Source organism: Barnesiella sp. An22 (genome assembly GCF_963931395.1).
GTDB lineage: Bacteria > Bacteroidota > Bacteroidia > Bacteroidales > Barnesiellaceae > Barnesiella > Barnesiella merdigallinarum.
In genome coordinates this window covers 1070810-1089772 of the sequence record NZ_OZ007014.1, presented here as the reverse complement: position 1 = coordinate 1089772, position 18963 = coordinate 1070810, and the positions used below count along the sequence as shown (strand labels likewise).

The following is an 18963-nucleotide window of genomic DNA, read 5'->3' as shown; positions in this document are numbered from 1 at the left end:
GTTTAGACAACTGGCTCGATTGTCACGACAAACCGTCCCGGGAAGGCCGCAAAACGGGGAATGAAGCCATTCCCCACACAGGCGCCCAATATAACCAAGAGGGCCGTACCCTCAACATAGGATACAGCCCTCTCGCCCTATTCAACAAAAATTATCTACAAAACCACTTTGACAGTCTGCCGTGCTACTTTTACCAGATACATGCCAGAACCCGGGAGTTCGATATTCGAGGCTTCACCCCGATATACCAACTGGCCACCCAAACTGTACACCTCGACCGGCAGGTTGTCGGCAGCGCCCTCTATGCGAATGCGGTTGCCATCGACTACCACCTGCAGGGCAGCATCGGCGCAATTGTCGATACCCGAGGGATTGTTTACCTGTATATTCTTGAACAGTTTCCAGCCATCGCTTGTCTTGTAGGAGTCTACCGAGCCATCGGGCACAAGCAGCTCGGCGGTGTTGTAAACGGTTTCGTCGAAGGCCGACTCGCTCAACACCGGAGCTGTGGTACTCAGCGATACCACCGATGTGATGGACGGACAACCGGCAAACGCCTCGAAACCGATCGACGTTATCGTCGAGGGCAACTTAACCGTGCGCAAGCCCGTGCACTCGTAGAATACCGAAAAGCCTACCATGGTCGTACCCTCCGGCAACTCGGCCATGGTCAGTCCGGTACACCCGTCGAAGGCTCCGTCGCTGATTACCTTCACCGTCGAAGGCAGTTTTATCGAGGTAAGGGCCACACAACCCTTGAAGAGTTCGGATGAAATTTCGGTTACTCCCTCGGGGATATTCACGCTTACGAGGCTGCTGCATCTTTCAAAGGCGTGCGCACCTATCGACTGAACGGTTTTCGGAATTTGCAGCGAGGTCAAAGCGCTGCAATCGACAAACATATACGACTCGATTGCCGTAAGCGGTGCCTGAATGTCGACCGATTTCAGAGCGCTGCAACCGTTGAATACCGAATAACCCAGCGAACTTACTCCCTTGGGAATTACAATCGACTCCAACTTCGTACAGTTGGCAAAGGCCGACGCACCGATAGAGGTAACCGTAGAGGGAATCGTTATCGACTCCAGCTTGGAACACCCCACAAACACGTTGTAGCTGATGGTCTCCAGCCCCTCGGGCAGGTCGATGCCGGCCAAAGCCGAACAATTCTCGAGCGACGAATACTCCAGTGACTTTATATGAGCAGGCAAATTGATGGAACTCAGCCGGGTACAACCGTAAAAGGTGTGATGCTCCAGGCTGGTCAGCTGGTCGGGCAGGTCAACTTCGGTCAAAGCGATGCAACCGGCAAAAGCCCAGTTGCCTATCGCCGTCACCTTATCGGACAACTGTATGGATTTCAGACTCCGGCACTCGTAAAAGGCCCACTCGCCAATCGAGGTAACCGACTCGCCCATCTCGACCGACTCCAAACCCGTGCAATAATAAAAGACTTCGTCGCCTATCGAGGTAAGGTTTTCAGGGAGCACAATCGACTTCAAACCGGTGCAATCGTAGAAGGCCGAATTGCCGATGGTTTTGATGGAAGTCGGAAACTCGATTTCGGTCAAACCGCTGCATCCGCTGAAGGTCGAAGCGGCCAGATGAACGATACCCTCGGGGATGCGGAAGGTGGTGAGGCCGCTGCAATCCCACAAGGCATACTCGCCTATCGAGTCGACACTGGCCGGGAACTCCAGCTCGGTGAGCGAACTGCAACCCGAGAAAGCATAGCTGCCAATCAAAGAGACCCCATCGGGTACGGTTACATCCGACAGGTTGCCGCAAAATTCGAACACCGAGTCTTCGATTTTCGATACCGTCGACGGCACGGTCACCTTCGTCAGGCTACTGCAACTGGCAAACATCGAGGTGCTAAGCACTTCGATACCCGTGGGCAAAACAACCTCTTCCAACGCCCGGCAGCTATAAAAGGCCGATGGACCTATCGAGGAGACGGCTGCCGGAATGTCCAGAGAGACCATATTGGTACACCCCGAAAAGGCCGACTCGCCAATCGCGGTAACCGACTCGGGAAGGATGACACCAAGCAACGATTCACAATCTTGGAATGCCGTTGCCCCAACTCCCGTTACCGTATACGTTTTACCCTCGAAAGTAACCTCTTCGGGGATTCGCACAGTTCCGGAATAGGCCGGAATCGGGCCCGGGGCCACTTCTACCGTAAGGTCGTCGGCCGAAAGCACATTGTAATATACACCATCGGTCGAGAAGTCGGACGCATTTACAAAAAATCCGATTGACAGGCAGACAGCCACGGAGAACATTTTCAGAATAGATTTTCGCATAATTCAACAATTTAAGGTGGGTTTAAAATAAAGGGGAAATATCTAGCTGAGGATTAGGTTCATAGTATAGAGATTTAGATTTCAATATTTCAAATTAAAATGTTTAGATGATTATTACTATTCTTTTCGATGCCTAAATCTACAAAAAATTATCGAATTGCAAATAATTTTTGTAAAAAAACTGCATTAAGTCAAAAGAAATATACAATAAGACTAAATAATATGAGACTTTCGGGGCCGTATCGGGTGAAAAAAAGATTGAACAGCCACCCGAAAAGGCCGGCCGGAAAGAGCTGTCTCCACAGGGTGAAGGCAGCCATCGGTCCCCTCAAATCCTCCCCTCCCCCCAAAAACAGTCACGGCGAACCTTGCGGCCCGCCGTGACTTTATGCGGTATATAAAACGTATATTTATGCCATGAACTTGCGATAGCGCACCCGGTGGGGCTCCACATCGCCCAGGCGTTTCTTCTTGTTCTCTTCGTACTCGGAGTAGGAACCCTCGAAGAAGAATACCTTCGAATCGCCCTCAAAGGCGAGTATGTGGGTACAGATGCGGTCGAGGAACCAACGGTCGTGCGAGATGACGACGGCACAGCCGGCAAAATTCTCGAGACCCTCCTCGAGTGCCCGCAGCGTGTTCACATCGATGTCGTTGGTAGGCTCGTCGAGCAGCAGCACGTTGCCCTCCTCCTTGAGCGCCATGGCCAGGTGCAGGCGGTTACGCTCGCCACCCGAGAGCACCCCGATGAGTTTCTCCTGGTCGGCTCCCGTGAAGTTGAATCGCGACAGATAAGCCCGCGCATTCATGTCGCGACCTCCCATGCGGAAGGTGTCGAGACCGCCCGACACTACCTGATAGACGGTCTTGGCGGGGTCGATGTCCTTGTGGGTCTGGTCTACGTAGGCAATCTTCACCGTCTCGCCCACCTCGAACGAACCCTTGTCGCACTGCTCCTGCCCCATGATGAGCTTGAAGAGGGTGGTCTTGCCGGCTCCGTTGGGACCGATTACCCCCACGATGCCGTTGGGCGGCAGCACAAAGTCGAGGTTGTCGAAGAGCAGCTTGTCGCCGTAAGCCTTGGCCACACCGTGAGCCTCGATCACCTTGTTGCCCAGACGGGGACCGTTGGGGATAAAGATTTCGAGCTTCTCTTCGCGCTCCTTCTGGTCCTCGTTCAACAGTTTGTCGTAGGAGTTCAGACGAGCCTTACCCTTCGACTGGCGGGCCTTGGGAGCCATGCGCACCCACTCCAGCTCGCGCTCGAGGGTCTTGCGACGTTTGCTGGCCTGCTTCTCCTCCATCTCCATGCGTTTGGTCTTCTGCTCGAGCCACGAGGTATAGTTGCCCTGCCAGGGGATACCCTCGCCGCGGTCGAGTTCGAGAATCCAGCCGGCCACATGGTCGAGGAAGTAACGGTCGTGCGTGATGGCGATAACCGTACCGGGATACTGGTGCAGGTGCTGTTCGAGCCAGTCGATCGACTCGGCGTCGAGGTGGTTGGTAGGCTCGTCGAGCAGCAGGATGTCGGGCTGTTGCAACAGCAGGCGGCAGAGGGCCACCCGGCGGCGTTCACCCCCCGAGAGGTATTTCACGAGCTGGTCTTCGGGCGGACAGCGCAAAGCATCCATCGCCTGCTCCAGCTTGTTGTCGATATTCCAGGCATCCGAGGCGTCGATATGGTCTTGCAGTTCGGCCTGGCGAGCCATGAGGGCATCCATCTTGTCGGGATCCTCGAGCACTTCGGGGTCGCCAAACGACTCGTTCACCTTTTCATACTCGGCCAGCAGGTCGAGGATAGGCTGCACGCCCTCCTGCACCACCTCCTTCACCGTCTTTTCGGGGTCGAGCTTGGGCTCCTGCTCGAGGTAACCCACCGAGTAGCCCGGCGAGAATACCACTTCGCCCTGGTACGACTTCTCCACCCCGGCGATGATTTTCAGCAGGGTCGATTTTCCCGAGCCGTTGAGACCGATGATACCGATCTTGGCCCCGTAGAAAAACGAGAGATAAATGTCTTTCAATACTTGTTTGTGGGGCGGGAACATTTTGCTCACGCCCACCATCGAGAATATAACTTTCTTGTCGTCGGCCATATAAAAGCAGATAAGAAGATTTTGAAATGAGTTTTATTTTTTGACGGGTGTCGCTTTCACCCGATAGTCGCAACGTACGCGTCCCTTGATGATGTTGACCAGCTTCGACTTGATGAGCTGCTTGCGTATGGGCGAGATGCGGTCGATGAAGACCTTGCCCTCCAGGTGGTCATACTCGTGCTGTACCACACGCGAGAGGTTGCCCTCGATCACCTCGTCGTGAGCCACAAAATCCTCGTCGAGCCATTTGAGACGAATCTTCTCGATGCGGGGCACCGGCTCGTGAATGCCGGGCAGGCTGAGGCAACCCTCCTCGCGGGTCTGCTTGGGACCATCCTCGAGCACCTCGAGCACGGGATTGATGAGGGTCAGCTTCTTGCCCTCGCAGTCGGGGAAGTATTCGGCCATGGGGCTGGCATCGATGACGATGAGCCGTATCGACAGGCCTATTTGCGGCGCTGCCAGCCCGATGCCATCGGCGGCATACATCGTTTCATACATGTTGGCAATCAGCTCTTTGAGCTGAGGGTAAGAAGCATCGATCTCTTCGGTCTCCTTACGAATGACGGGGTGTCCGTACAGGTAAACAGGTAATACCATATCTTATTGTTTTTTACTTTCCAAATAATCTCTGAGGATAATCGTAGCGCTTATCTCGTCGACAAGCTCCTTGTTGCGGCGAGCCATCTTGGGCAGACCGCCGTCGAGCATGGCCCGATGGGCCAGCACCGAAGTGAACCGCTCGTCGAAAAACTCGACAGGCACCTGCGGGAACAGTTTCTTGAACCGGTTGACAAAGGGGGTGATGTAGCGCATGCTCTCCGACGGCTCGTTGTTCATCTGCCGCGGCAGCCCCACGACCACCCGCTCGACCTCCTCGCGCTGCATGTATTGCGTGAGAAACTCGATGAGTTGCGACGAAGCGACGGTAGTCAAACCGTTGGCGATAATCTGCAGCGGGTCGGTCACCGCGATACCCGTGCGTTTCTTGCCATAATCTATTGAAAGTATTCTGCCCATAATGCTGGTGCAAAGATAGTGAAAGGCGAGAGCAAAGGCAAATGGAAAACAAAGTTTTCAACATTTGACTATGCCGAGCCGACTCCTATCTTATGAAAAGATAGTGAAAGGCGAGCGGAGAATAAAATATCGAAACTCTGTTTCAAATATTTTTTATCCTGAGCCGACTCCTGTCTTCGTGTAACAAAGATAGTGAAAGGAAAAGACTGAAACAAACAGAAATCACCGTTTTCATTTGCCTCGGTTCGTCTCTTTCATTATCTTTGAACACTCGTTTGCGGTTGTCTGCCAAGGGGACGGCCGCCTCAACGGGAAACCGAACTATACACTTTGCTTATTTATTTGAAAACATACACACAACTATCACGCCATGAAGCGACATTCGATTTATCGTAAATTGTTTTTTATCAGTGCTATCCTCTGCGGACTTCCGCTATTCGCCAAGTTTTCGCCCGTCGACTATGTGAACCCGCTCGTGGGTACCCAGTCGAAATACGAACTCTCTACCGGCAACACCTACCCGGCCATTGCCATGCCGTGGGGCATGAACTTCTGGACTCCCCAAACCGGCGATATGGGCGACGGCTGGACCTACACCTATACCGCCGACAAGATAAAGGGCTTCAAACAGACTCACCAGCCCAGCCCCTGGATGAACGACTACGGCCAATTCTCCATCATGCCGGTGACCGGCGGCGTGGTCTTCGACCAGAACCAGCGGGCCAGCTGGTTCTCGCACAAGGCCGAGGTGGCCAAACCCTACTATTACAGCGTCTATCTGGCCGACCACGACGTAACTACCGAGATGACGGTAACCGACCGGGCGGCTCTCTTCCGCTTCACCTTCCCCGAGGAGGCCAACTCGTACGTCGTTGTCGATGCCTTTGACCGGGGTTCGGCCGTGAAAATCATTCCCGAGGAGAACAAAATCATAGGCTACTCGACCCGCAACTCGGGCGGTGTTCCCGAGAATTTCAAAAACTACTTTGTCATCGTCTTCGACAAGCCGTTCAAGTTCACGGCCGTGGCTCTCGACAACGCCATCAAGACCAACCAAAACGAGGCCCGGGGCAACCACGCCGGAGCCATCGTAGGATTCTCGACCCGCCGGGGCGAGCAGGTGCACGCCCGGGTGGCCTCGTCGTTCATCAGCCCCGAACAGGCCGAACTGAACCTGAAGGAGCTGGGCGACGGCAACTTCGACCGCATGGTCAAGCTGGGTAAGAAACGGTGGAACCAGGTGCTGTCGCGCATCGAAATCGACGACACCCGCATCGACGACCTGCGCACCTTCTACTCCTGCCTCTACCGCTCGGTACTCTTCCCCCGCACCTTCTACGAAATCGACGCCGTGGGACGTGCCGTCCACTACAGCCCCTACAACGGCCAGGTATTGCCCGGCTACATGTTTACCGATACCGGTTTCTGGGACACCTTCCGCTCGCTCTTCCCGCTGCTCAACCTCGTGTACCCCTCGATGAACCACAAGATGCAGGAGGGGTTGGTCAACGCCTACCGCGAAAGCGGATTCCTGCCCGAATGGGCCAGCCCGGGCCACCGCGACTGCATGATTGGCAACAACTCGGCCTCGATTGTGGCCGATGCCTATGTGAAAGGCATACGCGGATACGATATTGAGAAACTGTGGGAGGCCCTGAAACACGGAGCCAACGCCCACCTCGAGGGGACGGCTTCGGGCCGTGTGGCCTTCGAGGCCTACAACCGTCTGGGCTATGTGCCCAGCAACATCGGCGTGGGGCAGAGCGTGGCCCGCACGCTGGAGTATGCCTACAACGACTGGTGCATCTACACCTTGGGCAAACGGCTGGGCAAACCCGACAGCGAAATCGGCATCTACAAACAGCGCAGCCTCAACTACCGCCAGGTATACAACCCGCAGGAACGGCTCATGGTGGGCCGCGACGACCAGGGCCGCTTCAACCCCCAGTTCCAGGCAACCGACTGGAGCGGCGACTTCTGCGAGGGGAACAGCTGGCACTGGAGCTTCTGCGTGTTCCACGACCCGCAAGGGCTCATCGACCTGATGGGCGGTGCCTCCGTCTTCAACCACATGATGGACTCGGTATTCGTCATGCCCAGCTACCTGGGTATGGAGAGCCGCGACATGATTCACGAGATGCGCGAGATGCAGGTGATGAACATGGGTCAGTATGCCCACGGCAACCAGCCCATCCAGCACATGGTCTACCTCTATAACTACTCGGGCCAACCGTGGAAAGCCCAGAGCCGCATCCGCGAAATCATGCACAAGCTCTACGCCGCCACCCCCGACGGCTATTGCGGCGACGAGGACAACGGCCAGACCTCGGCCTGGTACATCTTCTCGGCCCTCGGTTTCTATCCGGTTTGCCCCGGCACCGACCAGTACGTACTGGGCACGCCCCTCTTCCAGAAGGCTCTCCTCCATCTCGAGAACGGCAAAACGCTCACCATCGAGGCCCCGGACAACAGCGCCGAGACGCCCTACATCCGCTCCATGAAGGTAAACGGCAAGGGCTACGACCACAACTACCTCACCCACGAGACCCTCAGCCAGGGAGGACGGGTGCAGTTCGTCATGGACTCGAAGCCCAATCGCAAGCGGGGAACCAATCCGGCCGATGCCCCCTATTCCTTCTCTTTGGAGAATGAGTAAAATGTCGTATATTTGAACACCAATATTCACATTATGCCAAACCGTATTGTCAAGTGGACGGGAATCGTGTCGGTTCTCGTTCTGGCGCTGGGCCTTTACGGCTGCCAGCCCAAAAGGAGCTGCACGTTTACCGTGGCCTCCTACAACCTGAGAAATGCCAACGCCGGCGACTCAGCTCAGGGCGACGGCTGGGGCCAGCGCTGTGTAGTCATGGCCGACCTCATCCGGTTCCACGACTTCGACCTCTTCGGCACGCAAGAGGGGCTCAAGCATCAGCTCGATACGCTGAAGAACCGCCTGCCGGGCTTCGACTACATAGGTGTGGGCCGTGACGATGGTGGAGAGCGGGGCGAACATGCCGCCATCTTCTACCGCACCAGCCGTTTCGAGCTGCTCGACCACGGCGACTTCTGGCTCTCCCAGACGCCCGACACCCCCAGTGTGGGCTGGGATGCCGTCCTGCCCCGCATCTGCACGTGGGGTCACTTCAAGGATAAGGAGAGCTCGCTCGAGTTCCTCTTCTTCAACCTGCACATGGACCACATCGGCAAGGAGGCCCGCGTCGAGAGCGCCTACCTCGTGCAACAGAAAATGAGGACGCTGGGCCAGGGGCTGCCTGTCATTCTCACCGGCGACTTCAACGTAGACCAGACCCACCGCTCCTACCGGGCTCTCACCGAAAGCGGTGCCCTGCGCGACGCCTTCGAGGCGGCTCGGCTGCGCTATGCCCTCAACGGCACCTTCAACGGCTTTGCCCCCAATAGTTACACCCGCAGCCGAATCGACCACGTGTTCGTGTCGCCCGATTTCCAGGTGCAGAAGTACGGTGTGCTCACCGACAGCTACCGCACCATCCGCCACGACAGCGGCAAGGCTCAGGTCGAGGACTACCCCGAGGAGATCGACATCGAGGCCTATCAGGCCCGCACCCCCTCCGACCACTTCCCCGTGATGGTGGTGCTCGAGACACCGGGCCGTCATTAAACGAAATCTCTATTTACCAATCATTATTTTCACTAACCTATTTTTTATGAAAACTATCGCAAAAATAAGCTGCTTGTGCGTAGCCCTCGGTTGCGGGGTATCCTACACCCAGGCAGCCACCGCTCCCGTGGCTGTTGCCCGTCAGGACAACACCCGCGTGCAGTACACCAGCCAGCGCCCGCAAGAGCGTCTGTTCGTGTCAAGTGCCGTAGAGAAACAGATCAAACGGGTGAAGGCCCTGCTCACCAACGCCCGCCTCGCCTGGATGTTCGAGAACTGTTTCCCCAACACGCTCGACACCACCGTACACTTCGACGGCAACGACGACACCTTTGTATACACCGGCGACATCCACGCCATGTGGCTGCGCGACTCGGGTGCCCAGGTATGGCCCTACGTACAACTGGCCAACGAAGACCCGCAGTTGAAGAAGATGCTGGCCGGCGTCATCAACCGCCAGTTCAAGTGCATCAACATCGACCCCTATGCCAACGCCTTCAACATGGGCCCCACCGGCGGCGAATGGATGAGCGACCTCACCGACATGAAACCCGAACTGCACGAGCGCAAATGGGAAATCGACTCGCTCTGCTACCCCATCCGCCTCGCCTACCACTACTGGAAGGTGACGGGCGATGCCTCGGTCTTCGGCGACGAGTGGATCAACGCCATCACCCACATCCTGCGCACCTTCAAGGAGCAACAACGCAAAGAAGGCGTGGGCCCCTATAAGTTCATGCGCCGCACCGAGCGGGCTCTCGACACGATGACCAACATGGGTCTGGGCAACCCCGTGAAACCCGTGGGGCTCATCTGCTCGGCCTTCCGCCCGTCGGACGACGCCACCACCTTCCAGTTCCTCATCCCCTCCAACTTCTTCGCCGTCACCTCGTTGCGGAAGTCGGCCGAGATTCTGCGCACCGTCAACCACAACGAAGCGCTGGCCCGGGAGTGCACCGACCTGGCTCAGGAGGTAGAGACCGCCCTGCAGAAATATGCCGTGTACAACCACCCGAAATATGGTAAGATCTACGCCTTCGAAGTCGACGGTTTCGGCAACCAGCTGCTCATGGACGACGCCAACGTGCCCAGCCTGCTGGCCATGCCCTACCTGGGCGATGTAGACGCAGACGACCCCATCTACCAGAACACCCGCCGCTTCGTCTGGAGCGAAGACAACCCCTACTTCTTCAAAGGTAAGGCCGGCGAAGGCATCGGCGGTCCCCACATCGGCTACGACATGGTATGGCCCATGAGTATCATGATGAAGGCCTTTACCAGCCAGGACGACCAGGAAATCAAAGCCTGCATCGAGATGCTGATGAAGACCGACGCTGGTACGGGATTCATGCACGAGTCGTTCCACAAAGACGACCCCAACAACTTCACCCGTCCCTGGTTCGCCTGGCAAAATACACTGTTTGGCGAACTCATCCTCAAACTGGTGAACGAAGGCAAGGTCGATTTGCTCAACAGCATCGACATCCAATAACTCCACGAAAATGTTAAGAGAAATGTTCCCGACCCCAAAATCGGGAGCATTTCTCTTTCTTTCTTTTAAAACAGGGCTCTTATCTTTAAAAAAGAGTTAAACAGAGAAACTTTTTCGCCAAAAACATGTTGTACAACATATAAAAGCACTATATTTGCACTGTGTTTTTCATGGTATTAGATTTAAGGTTAACAAAGATTGGTTGTCGTGAGACAATCAATTTTTTTTTGTACCTGCCCCAACGACATTTATCCCTGCACAAATACCCCCCTCTGACCCGAAGCGGCCAGATGCCCTCACCGGGTGATACACCGGTCGTATCATTCTGTTCCCGATACCACATGCTGCAAGAAGATTCAGTTCCCCCTGTCGCCCACCGGTATATCCCGGCACATGCACCTCATCGCATAGACCTACACACCCCATAAAAAAGAGGGTGACCCAAAAGTCAAAGACTTTAAAGGGTCGGCCTCCTATAACATACAAGGGGTATCTCAACTCTCCCCTTCCTCTCTGGTGCGGACGACGGGACTCGAACCCACACGTCGCAAGACACTAGATCCTAAGTCTAGCGCGGCTACCAATTACGCCACGTCCGCAAACGACGGCACAAATATACAAGAAGTTTACCTATTATACAATGAATCGGGTTACAAAGTTTACCCGCAGCAAGGGTGCACCGCCCCTCACGCTCCACCCGTAGCGATATAGGCGATGGCCCGGTCGAGAATGGAGTCGTGCCCCTGGGAGGCCTGTTCCAGATCCATGTCCATCTTGAAGCCTTCGGTAGGAGCCACTCCAAACTCGGTGTGCTCGCGATTCACGTCGTATATGGGCGAGGCCGAGAAACGGATGCTCCAGCCGTTGGGCAGCTCCGACGAAAAGGGCAACCCGCTGCCGCCGCCGGTAATATCGCCCATGACTACGACATTGGGCAACGCCTTCATCACCGACACGAAGTTGTTGGCCGCACTGAATGTACCTCGATTGGCCAGTATCACCACCGGCTTTTGGTACCGGATGCGATTCGAAGGTTTGTATTTGATGGGATAGAGTTCCGAGAAATCCTGATGCCCGGGCCCAGTCTTGTGCGAGATATAGCCCACAAGCGTCTCCTGATTGATGAAGCGCGAGACGAGAGTCTCGACATTCGACAGCGAACCGCCACCGTTGCTGCGCACATCGATAATCAGTCCCGTCGAAGTGGCCAGATAGGCCAGTATCTGGTCGAGGTTACCCTCGCCGATAGCACTCGAGAAGCTGCCGTAGTACATGTACCCCACGTTCTGGGGCAGAATCTTGTATTTGATACCGCTCGTATAACGGTAGTCGAAGTTGAGGTAATACTCGTCGACGAGCCGCTCCTGATAGTTCTCGGGCGAGTTGTTCAGCCAATCCCAATAGCGCGACGTATTGTGGGCCGAAACCAGATTCACATGACCGTCTTTCAACTCCATGAGCATGTCGCCGCACACGTCGAAGAGCTCTTCCGAGGTCATCCGCTCGGTCAGTTTCTTGCGGTATTTCATGCCCACCTGGCTCCAGTCTATATCCTTGTATTCGAAGAAACAGTACCGCTCGTCGAGAATGGTCCACAGCGCATCGAAGTTGCCGTAGGGGTCGTCTTCGAAAACCTCGACCTTGTGGCACGACGAGAGCAGAAGGAGCGAGAGAATCGACAGCAGCAATCCTGTTTTTACCGATATGTGTTTACGTTTCATAACCTATTTTCCTTTTAATAATAGAGCGACACTACCCGACGGGCCGGAGGGGCCGAACGGAATATCTCGCCCGAGATACCCAACACGAACATGTGGTTGAGCACCTGGGTGTCGATGTGGTTGACGTGGGTCGTGCGCATCAACTGCCGGTACCCCAACCGCAGAGCCATCTTGCCCAGGTGAAGGTCTACCGAGAGGTAGTTGCGCAGGTCTACCCGGTTGTGCCACGCCCCGAACTGGACAATACCGCCGGTATTGCCTATGTAGAACATCTCGTAGTAGGATTGACCGAAGGCCGGCGAGAAGTAGGCACCCACCACCGGCAGCGACACCTGATAGCGGAAGGTGAGCGGCAGCCGCCCCACCCGCAGGTGATACGAAGCCATAGCCGTGGCACCCAGGTCGATAGCGGCCTTGGCCGTAGCCGGGTTGTTGGAGTTGCGCTGGTTGTAGAGCCCGCCCAGCGTGAGGGCCGCCTCACCGCCACCGGCCAGCCACAGGCCGTCGAGCAGTTGCCAGCGACGCAACATGGCAAACGAATAGTCGAGGTAGAACGAGAGCATGGAACCACTGCCCGACTCGTTGGTCATCGTGGCAAAATTGGCCAGCACATTGTGACGGGTAAACCACTTTTCGGGAGCGAAACTCGCCGCCCGCAGCCGTTCGTAACCCAACGCCACGTCGAGCCCCCGATAACGGATAGGCGACAGATAGGTATCGAGCGCGCTCTGCCGCCCGATTTCGAAGGTAACGGCAGTCGCTACGGGGCGCAACGGCTCTTCCTCTTGCAGCTTTTCCCGCAACGGTTCCAAAACCGGTTCCCCGGCCCGCAGGCAACCCGGGAATAAAAGCGCGGCCCCCAACAGAGCACACAAAAGTGACTTACGTGTTGTCATAATCAAAACAGTGACATTTGTCCCGAGGGATTATCCTCCGGGGTATCTACCCGATTTTCGGGGTTGGTTTCGTCGGTCGGGGTTTCACCCTCGGCCGTCTCATCCTCCTCGCGACGCAACGGTTCCAGTTCGCGAATCTCGGCCACCGCATAGGTGGTGAGCCGCTTGCCCTTGGCCTTGAAACCCTTCACGGCAATGAAGTCGGTAGCCTCGACCACCAGCGGCTCGCGGAAGGCATCGCCCTCGCCGAAGGTCACCTCGATACGCGGATAGGCGGTATCGGTCATCAGCAACAGACGCGAGGCGGGATTGTCGCCCAGGAAACTCTGCTTGCGGCTGCTCGGCTCGAAAACAAAGCGCTTGAGGTAGGGATACCCCTGCGAAGCGTCGAAGAGCGCCACGGTCCACACCTTGTCGGGCTCGAACTTCTCGATGCGCAGGATATTGGAGTCGTAGTGGTTGGTAGCGTCGGAGGTAGTGGTACAATACTCGCCGTTGTCCAGCACCACCAGCACCTGGTCGTCGCCGTGGAACTCGCCCAGGTATTCGCCCCGGCCGTCGTAGTTGAGGCGCAGCACGTCGCGGTCGAACCACACCTTGCGGCCGCCCAGCGTAGAACCGCCCCGCTCCTTGAGCGAGATGCGGTGAATCTCGTTTTTGGTCAGGATATTGCCCATCGACTGGCGCCCCTTGATGGCGATTTCGCTGAAATCGCGGTCGACAAAGAGGGTCTTCATGCGAGGCTTGGGCACGAAGGTAACCCGCAGCACCTCGGCCTCGCCGTTGGGATTGGCCGAGAACCACACGACCCGCGACCCGGGCTTGCCCTGCGTGAGGTCATACTCCTTGTCGCGCGTCACGCCCGTCACGGCAAACCGCTTCATGTAGTGGAGCCCCGCCTTGCCATCGCGGTAGACCACGTTGTAGATGGTGCGGTTGTCGTTCTTCTTGAAGACGGCGATATGCAGCAGATTCTTGCCCACAAACATCTTTTCGCTCACCTTCACCACCTTGTACTTGCCGTCGCGGTAGAAGAGGATGATGTCGTCGATGTCGGAGCAGTTGCACACAAACTCGTCCTTCTTCAGCGAAGTACCTATGAAACCCTCCTCGCGATTGATGTAGAGCTTCTCGTTGGCCTCGGCCACCTTGGTCGCCTCGATGGTATCGAAGCTGCGCACCTGAGTGAGGCGCGGATAGCGACTGCCATACTTCTCGCGCAACGAGTCGTACCACTTGATGGTGTAGTCGACCAGATGCTCGATGTCGTAGTCGATGCTGGCTATCTGCTCACGCTTGGCGGCAATGAGCTCGTCGGCCTTGTCGGAGTTGAATTTGAGGATACGCGCCATCTTGATCTCCATCAGGCGGAGAATATCGTCGCGCGTCACCTCGCGGATAAACGAGGGTTTGAAGGGTTCGAGCCGGTGGTCGACGTGGGCAATGGCCTCGTCCATCGTGCGGCTCTCTTCGAACTCGCGGTCCTTGTATATGCGGTTTTCGATAAATATCTTTTCGAGCGAAGCAAAGTGCAGCACCTCCTGCGCCTCGCCCTTCTGGATGAGCAGCTCCTGGTGCAACAGCTCCTTGGTATTCTCGACACTGATGCGCAGCAGGTCGCTCACGCTCATGAAGTGCGGCTTGTCGTCGTTGATGACACAGCAGTTGGGCGAGATGCTCACCTCGCAGTCGGTGAAGGCGTAGAGGGCGTCGATGGCCTTGTCGGACGAGGTGCCGGGAATGAGGTGAACCAGAATCTCGGCGTGCTGCGCCGTGTTGTCGTCGACCTTGCGGATTTTGATTTTGCCCTTCTCCTGCGCCTTGAGTATCGAATCGATGAGCGACGAGGTGGTTTTGCTGTACGGAATCTCGACAATCGAGAGGGTGCGGTTGTCGATTTTCTCGATTTTGGCACGCACCTTCACGCTGCCACCCCGCTCGCCGTCGTTGTATTTGGTCACATCGATGTAGCCGCCGGTCTGAAAATCGGGGTAGAGATGGAACTCCTCGCCCCGCAGATAGGCCACGGCCGCCTCCAGAATCTCGTTGAAGTTGTGAGGCAGAATCTTCGACGACAAACCTACGGCAATACCCTCGGCCCCCTGGGCCAGCAGCAAGGGGAATTTCACCGGCAGTGTCACCGGCTCCTTCTTGCGGCCGTCGTACGAGAGTTTCCACTCGGTCGTCTTGGGATTGAACACCACGTCGAGCGCAAACTTCGAAAGGCGCGCCTCGATGTAACGGGGAGCTGCGGCCGAGTCGCCCGTGAGGATATTACCCCAGTTTCCCTGGCACTCGACAAGCAGATCCTTCTGCCCCAATTGCACCAGCGCATCTCCGATAGAGGCATCGCCGTGGGGGTGGAACTGCATGGTATGGCCCACGATATTGGCCACCTTGTTGAAACGCCCGTCGTCGAGCAGTTTCATGGAGTGGAGGATACGCCGCTGTACCGGCTTCAGACCATCGGAAAGGTGCGGAATGGCCCGCTCGAGAATGACATACGAGGCATAGTCGAGGAACCAGTTCTGAAACATGCCCGAGAGTTGGAATTTGGTATCGGGCTTGTCCGGTGTAGGTACTTTGTAAGTCGAGTGCGACGCTGTCGAATCTTCGTTTTCGCCAGCGGGTACTTGGGGCATATCTTCTTCCTGCGGTGTGGTTATATCGTCGCTCATGGGCAAATTTTGGATTTTGAAACGGGGAAAGCGCATGCTCAAGTGCATGCCCTTTTTATTTTTTAAAGAAATGTATTGCTACATTCCCCTGCAAAAATACAAATTTAATCGAAAAAAATCATTTACTTTGTGCTCTAAAATAGCCCGATTAAGCGATAAATCGAGCCAAAAAATGCAAAGATAACACGAAAAGCAAGCAATAAACCTACAAAGAAATGGCACAAGAAGACGTTTTCAAAAAATTGGTATCACACTGTAAAGAGTATGGTTTCGTATTCCCCTCGAGCGAAATATACGACGGTCTGGCCGCCGTGTATGACTACGGTCAAATGGGAGTAGAACTGAAAAACAACATAAAGAAATACTGGTGGGACAGCATGGTGCTGTTGCACGAAAACATCGTGGGCATCGACTCCGCCATCTTCATGCACCCCACCATCTGGAAGGCCTCGGGTCACGTCGATGCCTTCAACGACCCTCTGATTGACAACAAGGATTCCAAGAAGCGTTATCGCGCCGACGTCCTCATCGAAGATTGCATCGCCAAGATGGACGAGAAAATCGAGAAAGAGGTCGAGAAGGCTGCCAAACGGTTTGGCGACTCGTTCGACGAGAAGCTCTTCAGAGAGACCAATCCCCGCGTGCTCGAGCACAAGGCCAAACGCGACGAGCTGCACGCCCGCTATGCCAAGGCGATGAACGACGTCGACTTGAACGAACTGCGTCAAATCATCCTCGACTACGATATTGTGTGCCCCATCAGCGGCACGAAAAACTGGACCGAGGTACGCCAGTTCAACCTGATGTTCTCGACCGAGATGGGCTCGACAGCCGACGGTTCGATGAAGGTCTACCTGCGTCCCGAGACGGCTCAGGGTATCTTCGTCAACTTCCTGAACGTACAAAAGACGGGCCGCATGCGCATCCCCTTCGGTATTGCCCAGATAGGCAAAGCTTTCCGTAACGAAATCGTAGCCCGCCAGTTCATCTTCCGCATGCGCGAGTTCGAACAGATGGAGATGCAGTTCTTCGTACGTCCCGGCGAAGAGCTCAAGTGGTTCGAGCAATGGAAACAGACCCGTCTGAAATGGCACAAGGCTCTGGGCCTGGGCGACCAGAAATACCGCTTCCACGACCACGAGAAGCTGGCCCACTATGCCAACGCCGCTACCGACATCGAGTTTGAGATGCCGTTCGGGTTCAAGGAGGTAGAGGGTATCCACTCGCGCACCAACTTCGACCTGAGCAACCACGAGAAGTTCTCGGGCAAGAAGATTCAATATTTCGACCCCGAACTGGGCGAATCGTACACCCCCTACGTCATCGAGACCTCGATTGGCGTAGACCGCATGTTCCTGAGTGTGATGGCCGCCGCCTACTGCGAGGAGCAGCTCGAGGGTGGCGACAGCCGCGTAGTGCTGCGCCTGCCGGCTCCGCTGGCTCCCGTAAAAGCCGCCGTGATGCCGCTGGTCCGCAAGGACGGTCTGCCCGACAAGGCCCGCGAAATCATCAACTCGCTGCGCTTCGACTTCAAGTGCCAGTACGACGAGAAGGACTCGATCGGTAAGCGCTACCGTCGTCAGGATGCCATCGGTACTCCCTTCTGCATCACCGTCGACCACCAGACTCTCGAAGACAACACCGTGACCGTACGTTTCCGCGACACCATGGAGCAACAACGTGTGGCCATCGACCAGCTGCAGAGCCTCATCGGCGAACAGGTGAGCATGAAATCGTTATTGAAAAAAGTAGCAGAATAAACTATAAAATCGTTGAATATGAGAAATTTCATTCGAGCCATTTTTGCCATCGTCATCGTTGCCTCGTTCTCGTCGTGCAGCTACAACAGCATAGTCGAAGCCGACGAAAACATAAACGCGCAATGGGCGAAAGTAGAGAACCAGTATCAACGACGTGCCGACTTGGTGCCCAACCTCGTCAACACCGTCAAGGGATATGCCTCTCACGAAAGCGAAACGCTCGAAGCCGTGATTGCTGCCCGCGCCAAAGCGACACAAGTCACCGTCGACCCGGCCAACCTCACCGAAGAGAACCTGCAAAAGTACCAGGCCGCTCAAGGCGAGTTGTCCAGCGCATTGGGTAAACTGCTGGCCATCACCGAGAACTATCCCGACCTGAAGGCCAACCAGAACTTCCTGGAGCTGCAGGCCCAGCTCGAAGGCACCGAAAACCGCATCGCCACCGAGCGGTCGCGCTACACCGATGCCGTGAACGCCTACAACCAGAAGATTCGCAAATTCCCCGCACTCATCACCGCCAAGCTCTTCGGGTTCGACCCCAAGCCGCAGTTCAAGGCCGAAGAGAGTGCAGCCCAGGCACCTGTCGTAGAATTTTAATCAATAGCTCTAAATATTCATTATGAAGAAGTTACCTGTTTTTCTATTACTCGCTCTCCTTGTGGGAATTATCTCGTGTAAGGAGACCGAGGACTATTGGACCCAGTATGAAACGTGGCGCAACAACAACGACGCCTGGTTCATCGAACAGCTCGGGGCCAAGGATGAAGCCGGAAACCCCGTCTACACCAAGGTGGTGCCCAGTTGGGACCGCAGCATCTACGTGCTGATGAAATACTACAACGACACGAGCCTCAACCGCGACGCCCAGTCGCCCTACCAGACCAGCACGGTCGACGTCATCTACAAGGGCATGCTCTACAACGGCACCCCCTTCGACTCGTCGTACCAGCAGACCGACAGCATCTACCGCACCCGCGTAAACCAGAACATCAAGGGATGGATTATCGCGCTCGAACAGATGAAGGTGGGCGACAGTTGCCGGGTAATCATCCCCCAGACACTGGGCTACGGTTCGCAATACATGTCGTCGCTGATTCTCCCCTACTCGACGCTGGTCTTCGACATGAAGCTGGTGGCCATCCCGGGGTTGGAGAAACCGGTGTACGACGACTACGAGTAAAGGCAACCCTTTTTCGCCATATGAAAAACGGCTGTCTCTTTTCCGGACAGCCGTTTTCTATTTGCTCCGTTTTGTCATATATTTGTAAAACCGATGTAACGAGGAGGAAACAACAACCGCTTTTCTTTGTTCCATTAAACAGATTATCAACACTTACGTCTAATATACTAC

At 55.6% G+C, this 18963-nt stretch carries 12 protein-coding genes, 1 tRNA gene and 1 pseudogene; 6 read left to right on the top strand and 8 right to left on the bottom strand.

The window, feature by feature from the left end; translation table 11 throughout:
- Positions 1-155: 155 nt before the first annotated feature.
- From ABGT88_RS04435 to ruvX, 4 genes are all read right to left on the bottom strand, one after another.
- Positions 156-2309 carry a leucine-rich repeat domain-containing protein gene (locus tag ABGT88_RS04435; protein ID WP_346700637.1) on the bottom strand — a complete coding sequence of 718 codons (2154 nt, stop codon included), beginning with the start codon at positions 2307-2309 and terminating at the stop codon, positions 156-158.
- A gap of 410 nt (positions 2310-2719) precedes the next feature.
- Positions 2720-4405 (bottom strand): energy-dependent translational throttle protein EttA, encoded by a 1686-nt coding sequence (gene ettA, locus ABGT88_RS04430; protein WP_087408218.1) that lies wholly within the window; start codon positions 4403-4405, stop codon positions 2720-2722.
- A gap of 33 nt (positions 4406-4438) precedes the next feature.
- A complete protein-coding gene (gene def / locus ABGT88_RS04425) occupies positions 4439-5005 on the bottom strand; it encodes a peptide deformylase (RefSeq protein WP_346700634.1) in 567 nt (188 codons plus the stop codon).
- Positions 5006-5008: 3 nt separating this feature from the next.
- The gene (gene ruvX / locus ABGT88_RS04420) at positions 5009-5425 is read right to left on the bottom strand and encodes a Holliday junction resolvase RuvX (RefSeq protein ID WP_087408220.1); all 417 of its coding nucleotides are present in this window, start codon (positions 5423-5425) and stop codon (positions 5009-5011) included.
- Positions 5426-5795: 370 nt separating this feature from the next.
- Between ruvX and ABGT88_RS04415 the strand changes: the two genes are divergently transcribed.
- The 3 genes and pseudogenes from ABGT88_RS04415 to ABGT88_RS04405 all read left to right on the top strand — a co-directional run.
- A complete protein-coding gene (locus ABGT88_RS04415; protein WP_346700632.1) occupies positions 5796-8081 on the top strand; it encodes a GH92 family glycosyl hydrolase in 2286 nt (761 codons plus the stop codon).
- Positions 8082-8114: 33 nt separating this feature from the next.
- Positions 8115-9065 carry an endonuclease/exonuclease/phosphatase family protein gene (locus ABGT88_RS04410; RefSeq protein ID WP_258326605.1) on the top strand — a complete coding sequence of 317 codons (951 nt, stop codon included), beginning with the start codon at positions 8115-8117 and terminating at the stop codon, positions 9063-9065.
- Between the two features lie 175 nt (positions 9066-9240).
- Positions 9241-10557 (top strand): annotated as a pseudogene (locus ABGT88_RS04405) (glycoside hydrolase family 125 protein); the annotation flags it as partial.
- A gap of 514 nt (positions 10558-11071) precedes the next feature.
- Here ABGT88_RS04405 and ABGT88_RS04400 read toward each other — a convergent pair.
- The 4 genes from ABGT88_RS04400 to ABGT88_RS04385 form a co-directional block, all read right to left on the bottom strand.
- A tRNA-Leu gene (locus tag ABGT88_RS04400) sits at positions 11072-11156 on the bottom strand.
- 87 nt (positions 11157-11243) lie between these two features.
- Positions 11244-12278 (bottom strand): S41 family peptidase, encoded by a 1035-nt coding sequence (locus tag ABGT88_RS04395; RefSeq protein WP_087408223.1) that lies wholly within the window; start codon positions 12276-12278, stop codon positions 11244-11246.
- Between the two features lie 14 nt (positions 12279-12292).
- Positions 12293-13174, bottom strand: coding sequence for a DUF3316 domain-containing protein (locus ABGT88_RS04390; RefSeq protein WP_298663349.1), 882 nt, complete (start codon positions 13172-13174; stop codon positions 12293-12295).
- A 2-nt stretch (positions 13175-13176) separates the two neighbouring features.
- On the bottom strand, positions 13177-15852 hold the full coding sequence (locus ABGT88_RS04385) for a DNA gyrase/topoisomerase IV subunit A (RefSeq protein WP_346700629.1): 2676 nt from the start codon (positions 15850-15852) through the stop codon (positions 13177-13179).
- A gap of 215 nt (positions 15853-16067) precedes the next feature.
- Between ABGT88_RS04385 and ABGT88_RS04380 the strand changes: the two genes are divergently transcribed.
- The 3 genes from ABGT88_RS04380 to ABGT88_RS04370 are packed head-to-tail and all read left to right on the top strand — an operon-like array spanning position 16068 to position 18792.
- On the top strand, positions 16068-17612 hold the full coding sequence (locus ABGT88_RS04380; protein WP_087408225.1) for a glycine--tRNA ligase: 1545 nt from the start codon (positions 16068-16070) through the stop codon (positions 17610-17612).
- Positions 17613-17630: 18 nt separating this feature from the next.
- Positions 17631-18209 carry a LemA family protein gene (locus ABGT88_RS04375; protein WP_087408226.1) on the top strand — a complete coding sequence of 193 codons (579 nt, stop codon included), beginning with the start codon at positions 17631-17633 and terminating at the stop codon, positions 18207-18209.
- Positions 18210-18231: 22 nt separating this feature from the next.
- Complete coding sequence (locus ABGT88_RS04370; RefSeq protein WP_087408227.1) at positions 18232-18792, top strand: FKBP-type peptidyl-prolyl cis-trans isomerase; 561 nt, start codon at positions 18232-18234, stop codon at positions 18790-18792.
- The last annotated feature ends 171 nt before the right edge of the window (positions 18793-18963 follow it).